We start from the raw sequence: 19,969 nt of genomic DNA on the forward strand, positions 1-19,969 counted from the left end.
AATGGTGGCGCACAATGCAGTTTCCGCGCAGGGAGATGGTCCTGAGCAGGGTTCAGGCTGGGTTGGCGGCTACCTGTTACGGACTGAGATCGGTCGTGGTGGAACTGGCACGGTCTGGTCTGCCGAGGACGGGGGCGGCAACCGTGTGGCACTAAAGCTCCTCCATCCTTCCCTTGCCTCCACGGAGGAAGCGCGACTCAGACTCCTTCGCGAGGCCCGTCTTGTCAACCAAGTCCGCTCACCTCGCGTGGCGCGCGTCCTCGACGTCGAGGCCGATGCATACGCCCCTTTTGTCGTAACCGAGTTGATTGAGGGCCCAACTCTAGAGAGCGAACTACGCAGGCTCTCCTACAACCCTGCCGACGCAGCACAGCTCGGTAGCGAACTTGCAGATGCACTCGACTCAATCCACGTCGCGGGCATCGCACACCGTGACCTCAAGCCTTCAAACGTAATCCTCACGTCAACGGGCCCAACACTCATTGATTTTGGGATTGCTCACGGCGAGGGTGACAACCACCTGACACAGACCGGTTCAATCACCGGAACCCCGGGCTATGTTGCCCCCGAGCTTCTTGCCACGGCGAAGCCCTCGCTCGAGCACCTGCAGAATGGCGATTGGTTTGCCTGGGCGGCCACCCTGCTCAAGGCAACCACTGGCCGTCCACCCTTTGGCACGGGGCGGACCGACGCGATCCTTCAGAGAGTATTTGAAGGTCGACCCGACACCGAGGGGCTAAGCGATCAGATTGCGCAAGCCTTTCTCTGGGCACTGAGGCCTGATGCTGATGAAAGGCTGGCACCGGATGACCTGCTGCGTTGCCTCCAAGGTGCGCGCCTGGTGTTTCCTGACGCGCCTGTCACCCCGGGTAGCGACAACCTGGAAGCGACGGCCATCGAGTCGCCCCCTATCACCTTGGCTCCAGTGCCCACCCTCATGCCCGACGACTCTCCCTACGCCGTCCCTCCCACGGCTCTGATAGATCTGGTAAATCCCCCACCAACAGGTCCGAGCGGAACTCTGGGTCTGCTTCTGACAGTCGGCTCTGTGGGATCCCTCGCGTGGCTTCCCGCATTTTGGCACCTCCAGGGTTTGCTCGTCCTGGTGGGGATCCTCGCTACACTTCAGGTCGTCGGAGCCCTGGCGGTGAACGCTTGGCAACGGAGGGCCCACCGCGCTCGAGGATCTGGGCAGCGAGCATTTGTTGTCGCTGTGACCACCCCATGGCGGGCCGTGACCGCCCTCGTTTCATTGCTGCCGGGCCTCCTCGCAGGCGCACTCGTGGCATACGTCACCGGCCTCGTCCAACAGCAGGCCTACGCTGGGATCTGGGATCCGCTTGGACCACTGGGCTGGTTCGGCGCCGACGCAGCGGCCTGGGTGGCGGGTGAGGTGCTCGTGTGGGTGGCGTTTGTTCTCGGTATCACGGTCTGCTGGCTGATCCCGTCCTCGTACACAATGAGAGTCGGCCTACGGTCGGGACTCAACTCGGTTTCCAAGCGACCTGCACTTCGCTGGTTGATGGGGCTCACTGTGGCCTTAATCGCCCTCGTCGGCCTGACGATCGCAGCGAATATCTAACAGATCTTTGCCGCACAGGTACGCCTGGGATTACGGCACGTCGGTCGACCCCGGCCATTGTCTCCAGCCGCGCTGACTTCCCCCTTATTTCATCCACAGCGAACCTGAGACCCTGGTGAAATCGGGGATGCCCGGTATTCTGACTAGCAGAATTAGTTGAGGCTTCAATAAGGGGAGAGACCCAATGGCTAAAAAGAACGCGTCGCAGGTTGATGGTGGAACTCGCGACAAGGCAAAGCAGTTGCGCGAAGCCCAGGCGAAATCGGATCAACGGACCAGGAACATCATCATTGCCCTGGTGGTCGTACTGATTGCCGCGATCACCATCGCCATTGTTTTTGTGGTTGTCAACCGGCCCACACCTGAGAGCGCCGCAGAGGGACTTCCCGAACAGTTCCGTGAAGGTCAGCCCATTGTCGTTTCGTCCGAGGGCGTTGGCGTCTCCAATCCGGATGCAGAAGACCTCACCTTCTACTTTGACTACACGTGCGGTGCCTGCACCCAGCTTGAGATGGCGCTCCGCCCCCACCTGACCGACACCGCCCAAGCCGGTGACTACAACCTTCTAATGCAGCCTGTCATCACTTCAGGTGGTGCTTACAACGTGGCGGCGACCGCCGGCGCTCTGGTCGTGGCAGCGGGAGCTCCGGACTTGTTCCTAGAGTTCCAGGACGCACTGACTGACCGCTTCTATGAGGCCGCAACCTCTGAGGACACGTTCTACCAGGATCTTGATGCTTCCCGGGAACAGGTTGCGGAGATCGCCCGCGGAGTCGGCGTCTCTGAAGACCTCATCGCAACTTTTGATACGGACGCGGCTCAGGGCTACTTGACGACCGCGACAAACACCTGGGTAGCAGCCGATATCCAGGACCGCACCCAGGTCGCGACCCCCGAGTTCGTTGCTCACAACAAGAACATCACTCTCACCGGGGACACAGCCGAGGCCGTCATTGCGGAACTCTTGACTGCTGTGAGTGGCAGCTAACGCATCGGAGGTAGAACTTGCGTCCGAGCTCATAAACACGCGGTTCAAGGGTCCCAATATCGTGTGACCAGCAAGTCCTACACCTGTGACCCGCAGATCCTCCGCCTGTGACCAGCGACTCACACTCCATGTGCCCCACGGTTTTGACGGGGCGGCCGCATTCAGGCAGACTTATCTGCGCGCCGCCTTAGCTCAGTTGGTAGAGCAGTTGCCTTGTAAGCATCAGGTCATCGGTTCGAGTCCGATAGGCGGCTCCATCCATGCCAGCAGGGACGCGCCTCTTCCTTCGTGGGCGGCCCACTGCTTCCTCGCTCCGCCCGCTCTTTGCACGGTCCGCCCGCTCCCTCCTCCGAAATGTATACGTGGGGACGAGATGTGCCTCTGGGGTACGTACCCCAGACATGCATTTCGCCCCCACGTATACATTTGGGACTGTCGCGCAAAACGTCGGCTGTAACGAAGCAGCCTTGGGAGAGTCCAGCCCGAAGTCGGCAAGCGGGCTAGGAGCCTAGGACGCTAGGACGACGTGCCTGTCTTGGAGGCTGGAGCGGCAGCCTTAGCCGCCGAAGCAGCAAGCACGCGATCAGGAAAAGCCGAGCGGTCAATCACCGCTGAGCCTGCGCGCGTTGCAACAGGATCGTGGAGCTCGACCCCGGGGTCGACCTTCTGCGTGGGGTCACTGCGACGCTTCGAGTCCAAGCCGTAGATGATCACGCCGATCACGAACACACCAGCCGCGATCACCAGCACCTTCCACGTCAGGGAGAAGAACAGGTACGAGGACGCTGCCAGCGCTAGGAGCGACAGGATCCACCGGGCAGCGCCCTTGAGTTGGAACGCGCCGTCCCCGGACGGCATGTTCTTCAGCTTCAGCACAGCAAGGATGGTTGGCACGTACTGGACTGCACTGGCACAAACGACACACGAGGCTAGGAAGACGTACGAACCAGTCGTGAGCATTCCGCACGCAAGAACAGCGGTGACGATAATCGCCACCGAGGGCGCTCCATGCTTGTTTGTCTTACCCATGTAAGCAGGCAACAGCTTGTGTTCATTGGCCAGAGAGGCCGCAAGAACCGGCACCTCAAAAGAGCATGCAAAAGCAACGCCAAACACGGCAACTGCGGTACCAGCAATGACCAGGTAGTACGCCCATTCGCCGAGGGTGTGCTGCATAGCGGTTGCAACCGGCGTTGCGGACTTTGCCGTGTCACTACCAAGGATCCCGACGGTGACCGTCTGGATCAGCAGATAAACCACCGTAACCAAGACAATAACGATGACAAGAGCCTTCGAGAGGTTCTTCTGCGGATTCCTCATCTTGTTACCGGCAATGGTGAGGAATGAGAATCCAGCGAAAAGGTAGAAGGTGATGCCGTAGGCCGTCCCTACCGCACCCATTCCCTCACCAAAGTCCTTGATCGTGTCGGGAACAAGTGGCTTGAAGTTCGCCATCTTCAACGCAAATGCCCCTGCGATAACAAAGAAAGCGGCCGTAGCGATCTTCGTTGCTGAGGAAATACTGTTGACCAGCTGGGAGAGTTTGGGTCCAAACCAGTTGATGGCGCCAAGTAGAACGATCACTGCGGCGCCGATTCCTACCGCAACCCAATGGTTCTTCAGAGCCGGCACCGAGTCGCGGAAGATTCGAATCAAAGCGGCGACCTCAGTTGAGATTGTGGCAAGCCCGGCAAACCAGACAAAGATCCCCACTTGGAATCCCGTGAAGCGGCCCCAAGCGTTGTAACAGTACAGCCATGCACCGCCGTTGCCGGTAACTTTCCCAGCCAGGTCCGCGTAGCAGAACACGATGAACAGTGTCGCAATCCCCGCCGCCAAGAGCGCTGCAAGTCCGAGGGCGAATCCCGCATCATGATAGATCTGCTGGGGAAGGAGGAAGGCACCAGAGCCGATGATCCCGTTGATACCCAGAAGAATGATCGCAAGCAAACCCATTTTTCCTGCCGACGAAGTGGCTGTCGATCCACCTCCACCCGCTACCGTCGAGCCGACAGGTTGCGCAAAGCTCACTATTCTCGGAGTGTTCATTCTGGGTCCTCTGGTTTCGATGGTCTCGACGCGGGCAACTCAAATATCCGGCTAAGAGGTTAGTCTCCATCGGCGGTCTGCACCTGTTGAATCATTTGTTCTGCTGCACGGGAAAGCCTGGCTCGAATGCCGCGGTAGGGTGGGGACATGATTTGGTTACTTATGTTCCTCCTTGTGCTCTGGGTTATCCTCGCGATTCTTGGCTTCGTCGTCAAGGGCCTGATGTGGTTGGCTTGGGTCGCGATCATCCTTGTTGTGATCACGTTGATTATTGGCTTCGTTGCAGGGATTTTCAGTGGGGGTGGCGAGTAAATAGTCTCTCCAGTCGCGCGGCAGTGTGCCTAAGCCCAAAGCGAATGACCCCGCAGTTGGCACACACTTCTGCAAGACTTGGTAATGTTCGCGCCAATTGTTGCCATGACTTTTTCGTCTCAAGCGCTTTGGCCTACTTGTAGCTAGGAGACATAGCAAATGTCTGCAGATTTAACCTCAACCTTGGGTTCATTCGTGCGTTCCGAGTCCGGCAAGACCACAGAGAACTCAACCCCAGCCGAGTTCTGGGCGGGCCTCTCCAGCCTTGTCGTGAACAAGATTGCTGATGACTGGAATGCAACGACGGAGCTGTACCGGGCGGGACGACAGGAACACTACTTCTCGGCCGAGTTCCTTGAGGGTAGGGCCCTTCTCAACAACCTCGTCAATCTCGATATGCTTGAGGAAGCCTCCGAAGCCGCTGCCGCTCTCGGCCAGGAGTTAACCGCGGTTCTCGAGGCCGAACATGACGCCGCTCTTGGCAATGGGGGTCTGGGCCGCCTGGCAGCCTGCTTCCTGGACTCGTGCGCTACCATGGACCTTCCGGTCACCGGCTACGGAATCCTCTACCGCTACGGACTGTTCAAGCAGACCATCGATGATGGCTTCCAGAACGAGCACCCCGACCCCTGGATGGAAGAAGGCTACCCCTTTGTAATCCGCCGCGAGGAAGAAGCGAAACTGGTCGACTTCGCCGACATGCACTTACGGGCCATCCCCTACGACATGCCGATCATTGGCTACGGCACCAAGAACGTCAACACACTTCGCCTGTGGAAGTCTGAACCCATTGAAGAGTTCGACTATGACGCCTTCAACTCACAACGCTTCACCGACGCCATCGTTGAGCGCGAACGCGTCGCCGACCTTTGCCGCGTTCTCTACCCGAATGACACCACCTATGAGGGCAAGGTATTGCGTGTTCGTCAGCAGTACTTCTTTGTCTCAGCCTCGCTGCAGACCATCATCGAGAAGTACAAGGCGACCTATGGTGACGATTTCTCAAAGTTCGGCGAGCTTAACTCCGTCCAGCTAAACGACACTCACCCCGTCCTCGCCATTCCCGAGCTGATGCGCCTACTCATGGATGATGAGGGACTCGGATGGGATGAAGCCTGGGAAATCGTTCAAGAGACGTTCGCTTACACTAACCACACGGTACTCACAGAAGCCCTGGAAACTTGGGAGATCTCAATCTTCCAGCAGCTTTTCCCCCGCATCCTCGAGATCATTTACGAAATCAACCGTCGCTTCTACGAAGAGCTCCGGGCCTTGGGCCTTGACTACGCAACCATTGACTCGATTGCTCCCGTCTCAGGCGGCCGCGTCCACATGGCGTGGATCGCGTGCTACGCCTCTTTCTCAATCAACGGAGTCGCGGCGCTGCATACAGAAATCCTCAAGAAGGACACTCTCAAGGAGTGGTACGCACTCTGGCCAGAACGCTTCAACAACAAGACCAACGGTGTCACCCAACGCCGCTGGCTCAAGAGCTGTAACCCCCGATTGGCTGCGCTCCTGACACGCGAACTTGGCTCTGATGCCTGGGTTACCGACCTCGACCAGCTGCGAACGTTGCTCCCCAAGGCTGATGATGATGCCCTCATGCGTGAGCTAATGGCAATCAAGCACGACAATAAGGTTGACTTCGCGGAGTGGCTTGAGAATCGTCAGGGGGAGCAGATCCCCACCGACGCAATCTACGATGTGCAAATCAAACGCCTCCACGAGTACAAGCGCCAGTTGCTCAACGCCATGTACATCTTGGATCTCTACTACCGACTCAAGGACGACCCGAGTCTTGACGTGACGCCCCGCGTCTTTATTTTCGGTGCGAAATCCGCCCCGGGCTACCGTCGTGCTAAGGCGATCATCAAGCTAATCAACGAGGTCGGGCGTATCGTCAATAATGATCCCGACATGAAGGGGCGCCTCGCCGTTGTGTTCGTGGAGAACTACAACGTCACCCCAGCCGAACACATCATTCCGGCGGCCGATGTTTCCGAGCAGATCTCAACGGCTGGCAAGGAAGCGTCAGGCACCTCGAACATGAAGTTCATGATGAATGGCGCCCTCACCTTGGGCACGCTGGATGGGGCCAATGTGGAGATTGTTGATTCGGTTGGTTACGACAACGCCTACATCTTTGGTGCTCGTGAAGAAGAACTCGCAGAACTGCAGGCAAACTACCGCCCTCGCGACCTCTATGAGACGGTGCCGGGCCTGAAGCGCGTCCTCGACGCCTTCGTCGACGGAACCCTACAAGATGGTGGCAACGGTGACTTCCACGACCTGCTGTGGTCGCTGTTGGATGGCACGACTTGGGATCCGGCTGACCCCTACTATCTGCTGGGCGACTTTGAGGACTACCGCCAGACGCGCGACCGTATGGCCGAGGACTACCGTGACCAGTTGGCATGGGCACGCATGTGCTGGGTGAACATCTGCGAATCGGGCCGGTTCTCTTCGGACCGCACCATCGAGGACTACGCCGAACACGTATGGAAGATCAAGCCAGAACCGGTGAAGTAGCCTAGACAAGTAAGAAGCACTGAGGGGCCCTGCCAGAAAATGGTGGGGCCCCTCACCCTTTAGCCACCAACTTCACCTCATCCCAAACTCCCGCGGACCGAGCGCGTCACCGTGAACTTCGCGTTGCGTCCCAGCTGCACCGTTTGGCCAATCACGCGTTCGAGGGCGCGGCGGTGGGGCAGGTGAGAGTTGAAGACCGTCAGCATCACCCCGTCTGGTTTTAGAACGCGCGCGGCCTCGACAAACATCGCGTCCGATGCCGCCGTGGTGATCGCTGCTTCCGAGTGGAATGGCGGGTTGCAAACCACCAGGTCAACCGAGGCATCGGGCTGCTGAGAGAGGCCGTGATCACGGCGAATTTCAACTCGCCCGTCGAACTTGTCGAGGCCGTTGCGGCGGATTGTCGCCCTCGTCGATGCCGCCGCGGCGGCGGAGCGATCTGTGGCAATGACGTGGTAATCGGGGTGAGCACGCAGCAGCGCGGCGGTCAGTAGCCCTGTGCCGCACCCCAGGTCCACTGCCACGAGCTCAGCGCCCTCGGCTCCCTCAGGGAGGTTGACGCGATCCTCAAGAAACGGGATGAGGAACCGGGTACCAATATCAACCTTGCCTGAAGCAAATGACCCCGGTGTGGAACACACCCATAGGTCGAGATCAGGATCGTAGTGCTCGCTAAGGTGGGACTCTCGCGACTGCGCCGCGTTCCCGGCCTCAGGCTCACCTCCGCCCTCGCATTCACGCTCGGTATCCGCCACCACGCCCTCGTAAAAAGGTAGCGGATCTGCGGCGATCAGCGCGCGTGACTTTTGGCGTGCCAGTGAGGCAGTCGCGGAGCCAAAGTGCCGCTCAAGAACTTCATTCATCGCCCGCGTCATGTGCTTCACTCGCCCCCCGGCAAATACCTGTACCGACGGGTCTGCGTAGTGGGACACCAGGTGGGCCCAGTGTTCCAGCTGCCGCAGGTCCTTTGGAAGCTGCATGAGGACGACTTGCGCCCGGTCAAACAACGACGCATCGAGATCGCGGTTGTCATAAGAATCCGCAGGTAAGCCCAACTCGGCGCCAAGCCGCTCCCAGTTGGTCGCCAACGCCAACTCTGACGTGTAGGAGTCCTGATGAACCCGGATTTGTCTGACCCCAAGTGCCGCAGCCCCCAGGGTGAGCGCGCCGTAACGGTCACCAACCACGACAACACTCCCCGGGGAGGCTTCCGCAATCGCGGGTGTGGCAAGGTCGAGCAGGAGCCTGTCGGAAGCGTCGGCAGCAAACAGGTTTGGGGCTTCAATATCGGGGGTGCGACGCAGTTTCTCAAAGGGGAAGGTCGCCAAGTTCATCACCCCAGCCTAGCGCTACACACAACCTTGACGCAGGTCAAGGCGCAAGTGCCGTAGCCGCGGTGAAATGGAGCCATGACAAAGAAGATTACCCTCACAACCAGCCAGTTCACCTGCCCTTCCTGCGTGGCAAAGATTGAAAAAACACTTGACCGCTCCCCCGGTGTTCTTGACGTCAAGGTCAAGTTCACTTCCAACAAGGTTGACGCAACCATCGACGAGGACGTTACCGACGTGCAGAAAGTAGCCGACCTGGTTGCAGCACTTGGCTACCAGGTGCTGAAGACACGGGTGCGCTGAGATGCTCCTAGACGTCCTGCTCATTGCCGCCAGTGTCGCGTTTGGCATACCCATTGCCATTCGCGCCTGGCGGGCACTGCGGCTCCGCACCTGGTCAATCGACCTGCTGGTGACGATCGCAATCATCGGCGGGATCGCCATCGGCGACTACCTAGAGTCTGCCGTGGTTGGTTTCCTTTTCCTCTTCGGGGCCTGGCTTGAAGGGCGCACCCTTGCGAAGGCACGGCGCTCTATCCAGGGACTCATCGATCTAAGTCCGACCACGGCGACCGTGGTGCGGGGTGGTGAGAGAGTCGAGGTGGAGGCCGACGACATCGAGGTCGGTGACGTCCTCGTCATTACAACCGGTGAGCGGATTGGTGCCGACGGGGTGATCGTCGCTGGTAGCGCCAGCATCAACGAGGCCTCAATCACGGGCGAGTCAGCCCCGGCCTTCAAGGAAGTTGGATCCGACGTCCACGCCGCAACCATTGTGGAAAGTGGCTACCTTGAGGTTCGGGCAACGCAAGTTGGGGACGAAACCACCTTCGGACGCATCGTTGAACTTGTTGAGGACTCCTTGGAATCCCGCACCCGTGGAGCGAGATTCCTGGACAGGTTTGCTCAGTACTACACGCCCGCGATCCTGGTGGGGGCGGTCGCACTGTTCGCATTCACCGGCGATCTAGAGAAGGCTCTGGTCTTCCTCGTGATCGCATGCCCGGGCGCCCTGGTCATCTCGGTTCCCGTGGCAGCGGTCGCTGGCCTTGGCAACGTGGCCCGCAATGGCGTTCTCATCAAGAACGGGGAGGCTTTAGAGGCATTGGCTCGAGCCGACACGCTTGCCATTGACAAGACGGGAACCCTCACCTTCGGCCAGCCCACGGTGACGACAGTACACGTCGATAACGCCAACTTGGACGAGGACGCCCTGCTCACACTAGCTGCGTCTGTAGAAACCTCCAGTGAACACCACCTGGGCCGAGCGGTTGTGGCGCAGGCTGCGGCACAGGGACTCCTTCTGGAAATCCCAACCGATGTCGAAGTCGTAAGTGGGCGCGGCATAGCGGCACATGTTGGACCCCGTCGCGTTCACATTGGGAACTACGACTATCTCGGCACGGAGGGCACCGCCATCGGGGCTGGCCCATTGCGAACCGTGCAGACTCTGGAGGAGGCTGGCCAGACCGTTCTACTGGTCGCCGTTGACGGCCTCTACGTGGGCTTCATCGCCATCACCGATGCCATCAGGCCAGAAGCGGCCACCTCCATCGATCATCTCAAGAAATCAGGCCTACGTAACGTGGTGCTGCTGACGGGAGATAACGAGGGCGCCGCTCATTCAGTTGCAGAGCAAGCCGGGATACCCCAGTGGCATGCCCGCATGCTGCCCCACGACAAGGCCGAACACGTTCGAGGACTTCAAGAAGAAGGCGCTCGCGTCGTCATGGTTGGTGACGGTGTTAACGATGCCCCTGCTCTAGCCACCGCAAGCGTCGGGGTGGCCATGGGACAGTCGGGAACTGATATCTCTATGGAGACGGCCTCGGTGGTTCTTCTTGGCGATCGCCTTGACCAGTTAGCGCACGCCTCCAGCGTCTCCCGCTCTACTTTGCGGATCATGAAGCAGAATACGGCGATTGCTCTAGGCACAGTCTTCGCCCTCATCGTGGCCGTTCTGCTTGGCGCCCTCGGGCTGGCTGGAGGAATGTTCATCCATGAAGCCAGTGTCCTGTTGGTTATCCTGAATGCACTGCGCCTGTCCGGAAAGAAGAAGGAAGGGATCCCCACTCATGACGCCCACCAGTCACTCGTGCGTGTCTAAGGTTCCCCTCTTTGCGACTCTGGGGCCACGCCAACAACTCGAGGTCGCACGGTTTGCCAATGCCGTCTCACGGAAGGCGGGCGAGACACTTCAGGCCCCTGGTGATGCGGACCCAGTGCTGATGGTGGTACACACGGGTGCGGTGCGGGTGTCCAGAATCATCGCGAACGGCCAGGAGCAACTGGTTCGCCTCCTTGAGCCTGGGGATTTCTCCGGGGAGATTGACTTTGTCACCGGGCGTCCTTCCGGCCAGCACTTAGTTGCGGAAACAGACGTTGAGGTGTGCCAGTTCCGCCACCGCGACCTCTCCGCCCTCGTTCAGGCCTATCCGGATATTGCGCTGCAGATGCTGCAGGCGGTGACGGGGCGGTTGGTGGAGGCAGAGCGTGCGCTAACCGGATCGACGCACACGGATGCATTGAGCCGCGTGGTGCACTACCTACTTGAACTGCCGCGCACCCATACCGGCGGCGTCACGGCAGTCTACCTGCCGACGACCAAACGCAATGTTGCCTCGTTGCTTGGGATATCGCCAGAGACCCTGAGCCGCAGGCTCAGGCAGCTCGGCACGTCGGGCCTGATCACGGTTGACGGGTCAAGGATTGTGCTCAAGGACGTGGAAGGGCTTACCGCTGCTGCTTCGCCGCAGTAGGCGTGTGCTCGGCGCACGTTTGAGCCTCGCGTGCATGCTCAACGCACACCACTAGACGCGTCTTGCAGGAGGGATCTTCACAGTTCGCTAGGTGTTTGGCTGGCTCCCCGCACACATCGCAAACGCCAACCACTTTGGCCGCCTCAGAGAAGTCGATGGTTTCCCGCCCGTCAAACACGGCTAGGGAACCCTCCCAAAGCCCTTCGTCGCCAAAGGTTTCACCGTAGCGAACAATGCCGCCATCAATCTGGTACACCTCGGAGAATCCGCGGTTCTTCATGAGGGCGGAGAGGATCTCACAGCGAATCCCCCCGGTGCAGTATGTGACGACGGCACGGTTCTTGATGCTGTCGAACGCGCCGCTCTCAATCTGCTTGATGAAACCGTGGGTAGTCTCAACATCCGGCACAACAGCTCCGCTGAAGCGGCCAATCTCAGCTTCCCAAGCGTTGCGGCCATCAAAGAAGACGACCTCATCCCCACGGGTTTCGACGAGGGCGTTAACGTCTGCGGGGCTGAGGTGGACTCCCCCACCAATCACTCCGTCTGGACCAACCTTAACTTCCTCCGGCGTGCCGAAGGCAACCAGCTCATCACGGACCTTCACGGACAGTTTCGGGAAGTCGACAATGCGCTTCCAAGCTGCCCGACGATCCTTGCCCCCGTTCCACTCCGGCTGGTCGTCTTCGAACCCACTTCCTTCCGACCACTTCACCGTCTCAGACAGAGACTTGAACGGCGGGTACTCCCGGGTTCGCTTAATGTACTGCTTGCATGCTTCTATTTCTCCGCCGACCGTCCCGTTGATGCCGTGGGGTGAGACGATGATTCGCCCGCGAAGTCCCAGACGTTCACAGAGCTCCCGCTGCCAGAGCATCACGGAGCGAGGGTCGGGCACAGGAGCCATAACGTAGTAGAGCAGAATCTTGGGAACAGCCATGGAACGATGATAGGCCGTCCTCGCCCCCGCTGACACCTTGGTGTCCTCCACGGGACGTTAGATTACTGGCACATTCTCAAGCAGGGTCCCACGCCGCACCAGCAGTCCGGCATCCGGGGCGACATTGAGCTCACGGGAGGCAATGATCCTTGAATAGAGTTTGGCGCTGTCTTTGGGGATGCGCCGCTGTGTCTCGTAGTCAACGTAGATGATGCCAAAACGCATGTCGTAACCCCAGGTCCACTCATAGTTGTCCATGAAAGACCAGTAGAAGTAGCCGCGGACATCTGCGCCCTCGTCTCGCGCATCGAGGGCGGCACCCAGGTGCAGCTCGAGGAAAGCCTCCCTGGTGGGGTCGTGCACCGCAGCGCCGCTCTCCGTCTGCGTGAGCACGTCGTTGCCTGCCATGCCGTTTTCTGTCACATAAATCGAAGTGCCAGATGGGCCCGTGTAGTCATTGTGAACACGTAGCAGCAGGTGCTTGAGCATTATGGGGTCAATCTGCCACTGCTGAGCCGTCCGCGGCAGGTAGGTGTCCGGAGAGAAGCCGCGGGACGCAGGAAGCGGGGACGAGGTCCGCCTAGTCGTCTCTGGAGCCGATAGCGGCGGGGTCGCCAAGGCATTGAACCCGATCCGCTCGGCCAACTCTGGTGATAACGACCTCGAACCAGTGACGATGCCGCCCTGATAGTAGTTGATGCCAAGCGTACTGATCGGCGTGGAGATGGACTCCAAGTCACCGAGACGCACGCTGTCCTCAAACTTTTCGGTCGCTCGTGGGTCTAGGGCCCGAAAAGCCTCGACAATGTCGGTGGGATAGCTCGCGCGGAAGAGAGGGTCCAAGAACCAGCGGTTTGTCTGCCCGTCAATAAGCGCTGCCGCCTCAAGGTCTGCCGGACTGTCCGGGTCCAGTGGTTGGGTCGGCGTGAGGTTCAGCGTCAGTCCAAGGTCGAGAGACGCGCTCTCCGCCCGCAATGCTTCGACTGCAAGCCCGTGCCCAAGGAGCAGGTGGTGACTCGCCAGCATGCCCGCCTCAAGGCTCTGGCGACCAGGTGCGTGTTCCCCCGCCGTGTAAGAGAGGAAAGACGAGCACCACGGCTCATTCAACGTCGTCCAAACCTCAACCCTGTCGCCGAGGACGCCGTAGACCTCCATTGCGTAGTCACGGAAACGTTTTGCGGTGTCGCGGCTGGGCCACCCCCCCTTATCCTCAAGCGCCTGCGGCAAATCCCAGTGGTAGAGGGTCAACCACGGCTTGATGTCCGCCCCGAGCAGCTCGTCGACAAGGCGCGAATAGAACTCGATGCCCTTCCGGTTGCTGTGCACGCCATCAGGTTGAACGCGCGCCCAAGAAACCGAAAAGCGGTAGCTCTCTAAGCCCAGCTCTTTCATCAGGGCAACATCATCGCGGTAGCGATGGTAGTGATCGCAGGCAACGTCGCCCGTCTGCCCTGCCGCAACTGCGCCCGGCTCGCGGCTGAAAGTGTCCCAAATCGAAGGGCCCCGGCCGTCTTCAAACGCGGCGCCTTCGATTTGGTATGCGGCGGTCGCCGCTCCAAATAGGAAGTCGTCCGGTATCTGCCTGGGGCTCCCAAGGCGCGCGTCGCTCAGCGCCGTAAAAAGCTGTGCCACCATCGTCGTTGACCTTTCGCTATGGCCACAGGCTCCTGCGCCCGTCAGGCCGGGGAGGCAAAGAGAATGAAACTCACCGCCATCATTGCCATACCGGCAAGCATGCCATAAACGGTCTGGTGCTTGTCAGTTTGGTAGCGCCATGCCCCAGGAAGCAGCTCGTCCAAGGCAAGGAACACCATCATCCCCGCAACCATTCCGTAGAAAATGCCGAAGAACTCTGGCGACACCACCCACGAAACCATGGCGGCCGCAATCAGCGCGCCAATCGGTTCAGTCAACCCGGAGAAAGTCGCCCAGGCGAATGCCTTCCTTCGCGAACCCGTGGCGGCATATACGGGTGCGGCAACCGCAATGCCCTCTGGAATATTGTGGATCGCTATCGCCACCGCCAGGGTCATACCCACGGTCGGATCCTGATAGGTGGTGAAGAACGTCGCCATGCCCTCGGGGAAGTTGTGGAGGGCAAGCACGACGGCGACCAGGGCGCCCGACCTCATCAAATGTTTCGTCGAGGCTTGGTCACCAACACTCATATCGTCCTCGCGCCCCTCCATTTCGTTCGGGTTAAGAACGTCGGGAAGCAGCCGGTCGATCGTGAGGACGAGGGCGATTCCAGCAAAAAACGACAACCAAACAACCACGAGAGCCGTGCGATCGGAAGTCGTTGACTCCATGTACTCGATTCCCAGCGGGACAATCTGGAACAGCGAGATGATCAGCATTGCGCCGGCCGCAAATGCCAGCGCCACTGCAAGGTAGGAACGTTGAAGGGTCTTCTTGTTGAGAACCATCAGGCCACCAATGGAGGTGGCAAGTCCCGCTAAGAGAGAGACGAGTAAAGCCAGGAGCACGACTCCACCGTAGTCGGATCTGTGCAACTTCGCGAAGCCAGCCGCCGCGTGGGACCGTACCTAATGGGGAGATTTGGCCACCTACTCTGAGCGCAGGGCTTCCACCGGATCTTTTCGGGACGCGGCCGAGGACGGAATAAGCCCAGCCAAGAACGTGAGTCCCATACTGATCAGGACCAGTGCAACTCCAGCGCCAACCGGTAGGGTCGCAACGTTCGCAATCCCGAACCTGGCGTAAACAATGGCATTTGCCGGAATGGTCAAGAGAAGGGTGACCCCGATTCCCATCACGCCGGCGACAAAGCCGACAATCAGGGTCTCGGCATTAAACACCCAGCGAATATCCTTCTTTGAGGCGCCAATCGACCTGAGGATGCCGATTTCCTTCTTGCGTTCGAGGACGGAAATGTATGTGATGACACCGATCATGATGGAGGAAACGATTAGCGAGATCGCCACAAAGGCAACCAAGACGTAGGAAACGACATTGACGATGTCTGTCACCGAGGACATGAGGGTTCCCACCAAGTCGGTGTAGGTGATGACCCGATCCTCCTTCCCCTGCGCCTCCATGTCCGCGTTGTAATCGTCCAGGATCGTGATGATTTGTCCCTTTGCCTCAAAATCTTTGGGGAAAATGTCAATCGAATAGGGCCGAGCAAAATCGGCATAACCGAGCTTTGCGAGGTTGCCATCAAACGAACTCTGCGCCTGGCCCATCATGCTCATTATCAGGGCGCTGAGCTCCGCTTCATCCAGATTGAAATCAAATGCGTTAGCGAAGGCCTCCTCATCAATGCTCATCGCCGCAGCCATGTTCTCAGTCAGCGACCCCATCGAGGAGCTCAAAGCATCACCAATCTGACGCTCTAACACGGTGCCAACCTGGTCCTGAATTTGCACGGAGATAGCATTCATGGCCTGGGTCATGTAGTTTGCCATTGCCCGCTGCAGTTGGGCCTGCATCGCAGCCGAGTTCTGCTCGATCTGCTTCTGTACTGCATTCGAGATCGCGGCGGTGAGCTGTCGCGTGATCTCCTCCTGGGCTGCGGCAAAGTCGCCCTCGAGGCCACTGATCAGCTCATCGGTTTGCGCCAGGATCGCAACGCCCTCGGGCGTCGCTAGGAATGCTTGGAAGCTGGCTTCAGGGTCAGTGCAATCATTGCCCTGCATACAGAACTGGGCGTAACCGGTTGCCAGATCCGTGGCCAGTTGCGTGATGGCCTCCGGGTCAAGATTGATGTCAATGTTGCTGAGGTCGAGGTCGGACAGGACATCTTCAATACTGATATCAAGACCCGAACCGAGGTCCAGACTCCCCAGCAGGCTAGAGACATCCATGGTTGGTAGCGCCGATGGGTCAAGCTGCAGCGGCGGCATTCCCGCCATGTTGAGGTTCAGCGCGGAGGTGTCAATCCCCAGTTGCGATTCATCGAAAGTGAACGCAGAGGCGATCGCTTCCTCATCAATGCTGACAAGTTTCGACATGTCGAAGTCGGAAGACTCCGGGTTCTCGGCCTCGTCCACAAACGTCCGCCCCGTGAAGACGTTGACGCTCGGTTTGGCCAGCTGCTCCTTGACGACGTCCGAGGTCGCAGCTTCTTCGATGAGGTGGGTGACCAAATCGGGGGTGTAGTAGATCCCAGGTGTCAGTGCCGTTGCTGTCACACCTTCGCGAGGCTGGACGATACCGCTGATCTTCAACTCTTCGCCCTCGGACACCAGCTTCTTCAAGAAGGCGGCGTCACCACTCTTGTCCGTCCACACCCCATAGGTCTGGTCGAGGACGTAGTAGTCCGCAGAGTTGACCATCTTGAACGTCACGTCCATGATCTCCCCGTAGGAGAACGCCTTGGGACCGCCCTCCGGCGTGACGATTGGTTCATCGTTAACCAGCTGCGCGACCATCGTGTCCAACTCCGCTGGGTCGCGCAGGTTCATCGCGTACAGAACGAAGTCACTAACGCCACCACTGGGGGTGAGGACGAGGACGGTTTCGTCATAGGACTGGGGCCAATCACCAGCAACAACGTCATACTGCTGCTCGATCAGGGTGGAGTCATCCATCATTTCAACAAAAGCATTGGTATTCATTGCGGAGTCCATCAGGCCCCCACTGCTTCCTGCCCCTCCGAAGCCAAGCGAGGCAAACGTTGAGTCGGGATTGACTTGACGGACCTTGTCGTCCTCGTTCACCGTGAAGATCTGTGGGGTGACGTTGTACGAGTACTGGATCAGGTTCGCGTAGTCGTCAACATTCCCGCCGTTGGAATCCAAGAAAGTCTTCAGCGCGGCCAAGTCATTTGAACCGACCGAGCCGAACATGCGTTGCATCATTGCAATTTCTTGGACGGAGCCGTCTGTGCCTTCTTCTGCCTCGGCCTCGCCTCCCCCACCACCAGCGCCAGCGTCCGCAGTGAGCGCCATCAGGGCTGCCATGTCCATGCCTTGGCTTTGAATCGACAGCGGATAGACCGAGAGAGTGTCTTCCTCGATGCTCTTGACGTAGTTGTTGACACCGGTTGCCAAGGCCAAGATCGTTGCGATACCAATGATTCCGATAGAACCTGCAAAGGCCGTCATCAGCGTGCGGCCCTTCTTTGTCATGAGGTTCTTGAATGACAGGGCGACGGCAGTGGCCAGTGACATGGAGGTGCGTCGGGCTGCCTTTTGGGATGTTTTCGCGTCTACTGCACTGGGAACAAACGGGTCAGAATCGGCAGAGATACGCCCATCTCGCAAGTTAACGATCCTTGTGGCGTACTCCTGCGCCAACTCTGGATTGTGTGTGACCATGACAACCAGTCGGTCCTTGGCAATGCTGGTGAGCATCGCCATGATTTGCAGGCTGGTCGTTGAATCCAGTGCCCCAGTTGGCTCATCCGCCAGGAGGATCTCCGGGTCGTTGATGAGGGCCCTGGCGATCGCAACCCTCTGCATCTGGCCGCCGGAAAGCTGACTGGGTAGCTTGTTGATGTGGTCGCCGAGCCCCACCTCCTGCAGGGCTTCGGTTGCCCGCGCTCTACGTTCAGCCCGGCTCACGCCCGTGAGCGTGAGCGCAAGCTCCACGTTGGCGAGGACGGTCTGGTGGGGAATCAGGTTATAACTTTGGAAAACAAACCCGATGCGGTTATTGCGGTAGGTGTCCCAGTCACGGTCGGTGTAGTCCGAAGTGTTGATGCCATCAATGATTAGGGAGCCAGAATCGTAGTGATCGAGGCCGCCAATAACGTTGAGCATTGTTGTCTTGCCGGAACCAGAGGGCCCAAGAACTGCAACGAACTCGTTGTCACGAAAAGCGATCGAGACGTCATCGAGCGCCACTTGCGTGAAATCGGCAACTGTATATGACTTTGTGATGTTGTTCAGCTCAAGCATGGACGCCCCCTTCGCGCGATTCTACGCGGAGCATTCCACCAGTCGGAGGATTCCTAGCTGAAAGCGAAAAGCTAGACAAACCGGCTCGTACTACAAGCATCCCCAATAGCGAACGCCACGGGCCCCATCGAAGAGGAGAAGATACCCGCTTGACAGAACTTAGAAGAGTCATAACAGAGGCTGTAGGTGGCGTTTGAACCCCCCGGTGTGGAGGAGGCCGTGGTGGATGTGGTTTTGGAGGTTTCGGAATCCTCGGGCGATGCCGCGGAGGTGGTCGAGGTGCCGGTTGGCTTAGCGAGCCGGTTAGGGCATACGGAGCCGGTTAGGCTTGCATAACGGTGTGTTATAAGGGTGGGTGGGCCCGACCGGCTCCGTATGCCCTAACCGGCTCCGCATTGCTGGGGGAACCGTGCGGGCGCCGTGCACTTGGGCCGCCCCACCTACACCCGCAGCACCCACACCCACCCCGCCTCCGCGAGATCGAATAGTATCGACAGTTTCGGGTCCAATAACAGTGTAATGTGTCGATACTATGCGATCTCGCGGTTTGAGGCAGGTAGTGACGGCAACGGTGACCGGTGGTAGAGGCGAGAAGGATACCCACAGCCCCTTCTGCGACGAGCCTGAAAATCAAACCGCGTAGACGATGCCCCCGAGGATGCCTTGGCGTACTTGCGTACCAATCGTTCCAGCAAGCATCTCCGGAACCCGATCCAATGGGCCGATAAAGGCTCGACCTCCCGCATTGGCCACCATTATTGCGGCCGCGACTTTTGGCGCCATGGTCCCAGCAGAGAAACTCATTTTCTCAAGGATTTCTGGGGACACCTGGGCAATTGCCCTAGCCGTCGGCTCACCCCAGTTCTCGATCACATAGTCCCCATCGGTGAGGATCAAGAGCGTGTCAGCACCTAGTTCCACAGCCAGTTCCGCAGACGCCAAATCCTTGTCAACTACGGCTTCCACTCCGGTTGAGATTCCACCTTCAATTGTTACCGGGACACCGCCACCACCTACGCAGATGACGACTCGTCCACTATCTAGGAGCGCAGCAATTGCTGAGGATTCGAGGATGCGCACTGGTTTCGGTGAAGGGACGACCCGCCTGAACCCTGATCCGTCAGGCTTTGTTTGCCAACCGTAAAGCTGCTCAACACTGTGTGCTTCCGACTCCGTGTAAAGGGGACCAACGGCTTTGGTCGGGTCGGCAAAATCCGGGTCGTTAGCATAGACCTGCGTGGTAGTGAGGATAGTGACGACCTCCCGGTCGTCTCCCAACTCATTGCTGAGCTCCTGTTGCAACGGGTATCCGATCATCCCCTGGCTTTGCGCAACAAGAATGTCCAGTGGATATGGTGGAACAACATTGTATGCAAGCCCCTGAAGAGCCAAAAGTCCCACTTGGGGCCCATTGCCATGGGTGATGACGACCTCGTTATCGCGGGCCAGGTCACCGAGGGCAACGACGCTGCTACGAATGTTGTAGCGAAGCATCTCTGCAGTCATCGGTTGACCCCTCTTGGCCAACGCGTTGCCACCCAGGGCGACAACTATCCGCACTACCGCCTCCTTCGCACCCGCAGGTCTTCACTTGCGATGCGCTTCGTCACCC

The 19,969-nt window shown here is 58.9% G+C and carries 15 protein-coding genes and 1 tRNA gene; 9 read left to right on the plus strand and 7 right to left on the minus strand.

From position 1 onward, the window contains the following. Position 1 precedes the first annotated feature (1 nt). From H2O65_RS09005 to H2O65_RS09015, 3 genes are all read left to right on the plus strand, one after another. On the plus strand, positions 2 to 1,582 hold the full coding sequence (locus H2O65_RS09005) for a serine/threonine-protein kinase (protein WP_182141373.1): 1,581 nt from the start codon (positions 2 to 4) through the stop codon (positions 1,580 to 1,582). A gap of 184 nt (positions 1,583 to 1,766) precedes the next feature. Beyond that, positions 1,767 to 2,570 carry a thioredoxin domain-containing protein gene (locus H2O65_RS09010; RefSeq protein WP_182141374.1) on the plus strand — a complete coding sequence of 268 codons (804 nt, stop codon included), beginning with the start codon at positions 1,767 to 1,769 and terminating at the stop codon, positions 2,568 to 2,570. 181 nt (positions 2,571 to 2,751) lie between these two features. Next, positions 2,752 to 2,827 (plus strand) — tRNA-Thr (locus tag H2O65_RS09015). A gap of 259 nt (positions 2,828 to 3,086) precedes the next feature. Here the strand turns inward: H2O65_RS09015 and H2O65_RS09020 are convergent. Next, a complete protein-coding gene (locus H2O65_RS09020; protein ID WP_182141375.1) occupies positions 3,087 to 4,619 on the minus strand; it encodes an APC family permease in 1,533 nt (510 codons plus the stop codon). 147 nt (positions 4,620 to 4,766) lie between these two features. Here H2O65_RS09020 and H2O65_RS09025 point away from each other — a divergent pair, with 147 nt between their 5' ends. Together H2O65_RS09025 and H2O65_RS09030 are read left to right on the plus strand one after the other, a co-directional pair. Then, a complete protein-coding gene (locus H2O65_RS09025) occupies positions 4,767 to 4,931 on the plus strand; it encodes a hypothetical protein (protein WP_182141376.1) in 165 nt (54 codons plus the stop codon). Positions 4,932 to 5,090: 159 nt separating this feature from the next. Then, positions 5,091 to 7,463, plus strand: coding sequence for a glycogen/starch/alpha-glucan phosphorylase (locus H2O65_RS09030; protein WP_182141377.1), 2,373 nt, complete (start codon positions 5,091 to 5,093; stop codon positions 7,461 to 7,463). 77 nt (positions 7,464 to 7,540) lie between these two features. Here H2O65_RS09030 and H2O65_RS09035 read toward each other — a convergent pair whose 3' ends face one another. After that, positions 7,541 to 8,797: a class I SAM-dependent methyltransferase gene (locus H2O65_RS09035; RefSeq protein WP_182141378.1), complete on the minus strand. Its 1,257-nt coding sequence runs from the start codon at positions 8,795 to 8,797 to the stop codon at positions 7,541 to 7,543. 75 nt (positions 8,798 to 8,872) lie between these two features. Here H2O65_RS09035 and H2O65_RS09040 point away from each other — a divergent pair, with 75 nt between their 5' ends. Genes H2O65_RS09040 through H2O65_RS09050 form a run of 3 tightly spaced genes read left to right on the plus strand, consistent with a single transcriptional unit; the run spans position 8,873 to position 11,553 of the window. Further along, positions 8,873 to 9,097, plus strand: coding sequence for a heavy-metal-associated domain-containing protein (locus H2O65_RS09040; RefSeq protein ID WP_182141379.1), 225 nt, complete (start codon positions 8,873 to 8,875; stop codon positions 9,095 to 9,097). Between the two features lies 1 nt (position 9,098). Further along, positions 9,099 to 10,901, plus strand: a complete 1,803-nt coding sequence (locus H2O65_RS09045; RefSeq protein WP_182141380.1) for a cation-translocating P-type ATPase — start codon at positions 9,099 to 9,101, stop codon at positions 10,899 to 10,901. Beyond that, on the plus strand, positions 10,870 to 11,553 hold the full coding sequence (locus H2O65_RS09050; protein ID WP_182141381.1) for a Crp/Fnr family transcriptional regulator: 684 nt from the start codon (positions 10,870 to 10,872) through the stop codon (positions 11,551 to 11,553). The genes H2O65_RS09045 and H2O65_RS09050 overlap by 32 nt, the downstream gene beginning before the upstream one ends. Here the strand turns inward: H2O65_RS09050 and H2O65_RS09055 are convergent. The 4 genes from H2O65_RS09055 to H2O65_RS09070 form a co-directional block, all read right to left on the minus strand. After that, positions 11,528 to 12,493 carry a rhodanese-related sulfurtransferase gene (locus tag H2O65_RS09055; RefSeq protein WP_182141382.1) on the minus strand — a complete coding sequence of 322 codons (966 nt, stop codon included), beginning with the start codon at positions 12,491 to 12,493 and terminating at the stop codon, positions 11,528 to 11,530. The two genes, H2O65_RS09050 and H2O65_RS09055, sit on opposite strands and share 26 nt — an antisense overlap. Before the next feature lie 57 nt (positions 12,494 to 12,550). Further along, a complete protein-coding gene (locus H2O65_RS09060) occupies positions 12,551 to 14,128 on the minus strand; it encodes a glycoside hydrolase family 1 protein (RefSeq protein WP_182141383.1) in 1,578 nt (525 codons plus the stop codon). 41 nt (positions 14,129 to 14,169) lie between these two features. Continuing rightward, a complete protein-coding gene (gene zupT / locus H2O65_RS09065) occupies positions 14,170 to 14,979 on the minus strand; it encodes a zinc transporter ZupT (protein WP_182141384.1) in 810 nt (269 codons plus the stop codon). A gap of 81 nt (positions 14,980 to 15,060) precedes the next feature. Next, complete coding sequence (locus H2O65_RS09070; RefSeq protein ID WP_182141385.1) at positions 15,061 to 18,357, minus strand: ABC transporter ATP-binding protein/permease; 3,297 nt, start codon at positions 18,355 to 18,357, stop codon at positions 15,061 to 15,063. 186 nt (positions 18,358 to 18,543) lie between these two features. On the opposite strand from H2O65_RS09070, the gene H2O65_RS09075 reads away from it, so the two are divergent. Beyond that, positions 18,544 to 18,693, plus strand: a complete 150-nt coding sequence (locus H2O65_RS09075; RefSeq protein ID WP_182141386.1) for a hypothetical protein — start codon at positions 18,544 to 18,546, stop codon at positions 18,691 to 18,693. Between the two features lie 294 nt (positions 18,694 to 18,987). Here H2O65_RS09075 and H2O65_RS09080 read toward each other — a convergent pair whose 3' ends face one another. Beyond that, complete coding sequence (locus H2O65_RS09080; protein ID WP_182141387.1) at positions 18,988 to 19,917, minus strand: carbamate kinase; 930 nt, start codon at positions 19,915 to 19,917, stop codon at positions 18,988 to 18,990. Positions 19,918 to 19,969: the final 52 nt, after the last annotated feature.

This window comes from Schaalia sp. JY-X169, from assembly GCF_014069575.1.
Lineage (GTDB): Bacteria > Actinomycetota > Actinomycetes > Actinomycetales > Actinomycetaceae > Scrofimicrobium.

Bases quoted from the DNA above. Each gene is read 5' to 3' on its own strand.
- H2O65_RS09005 (WP_182141373.1), top strand. From the start codon at position 2: ATGGTGGCGCACAATGCAGTTTCCGCGCAGGGAGATGGTCCTGAGCAG.
- H2O65_RS09010 (WP_182141374.1), top strand. From the start codon at position 1,767: ATGGCTAAAAAGAACGCGTCGCAGGTTGATGGTGGAACTCGCGACAAG.
- H2O65_RS09020 (WP_182141375.1), bottom strand. From the start codon at position 4,619: ATGAACACTCCGAGAATAGTGAGCTTTGCGCAACCTGTCGGCTCGACG.
- H2O65_RS09025 (WP_182141376.1), top strand. From the start codon at position 4,767: ATGATTTGGTTACTTATGTTCCTCCTTGTGCTCTGGGTTATCCTCGCG.
- H2O65_RS09030 (WP_182141377.1), top strand. From the start codon at position 5,091: ATGTCTGCAGATTTAACCTCAACCTTGGGTTCATTCGTGCGTTCCGAG.
- H2O65_RS09035 (WP_182141378.1), bottom strand. From the start codon at position 8,797: ATGAACTTGGCGACCTTCCCCTTTGAGAAACTGCGTCGCACCCCCGAT.
- H2O65_RS09040 (WP_182141379.1), top strand. From the start codon at position 8,873: ATGACAAAGAAGATTACCCTCACAACCAGCCAGTTCACCTGCCCTTCC.
- H2O65_RS09045 (WP_182141380.1), top strand. From the start codon at position 9,099: ATGCTCCTAGACGTCCTGCTCATTGCCGCCAGTGTCGCGTTTGGCATA.
- H2O65_RS09050 (WP_182141381.1), top strand. From the start codon at position 10,870: ATGACGCCCACCAGTCACTCGTGCGTGTCTAAGGTTCCCCTCTTTGCG.
- H2O65_RS09055 (WP_182141382.1), bottom strand. From the start codon at position 12,493: ATGGCTGTTCCCAAGATTCTGCTCTACTACGTTATGGCTCCTGTGCCC.
- H2O65_RS09060 (WP_182141383.1), bottom strand. From the start codon at position 14,128: ATGGTGGCACAGCTTTTTACGGCGCTGAGCGACGCGCGCCTTGGGAGC.
- H2O65_RS09070 (WP_182141385.1), bottom strand. From the start codon at position 18,357: ATGCTTGAGCTGAACAACATCACAAAGTCATATACAGTTGCCGATTTC.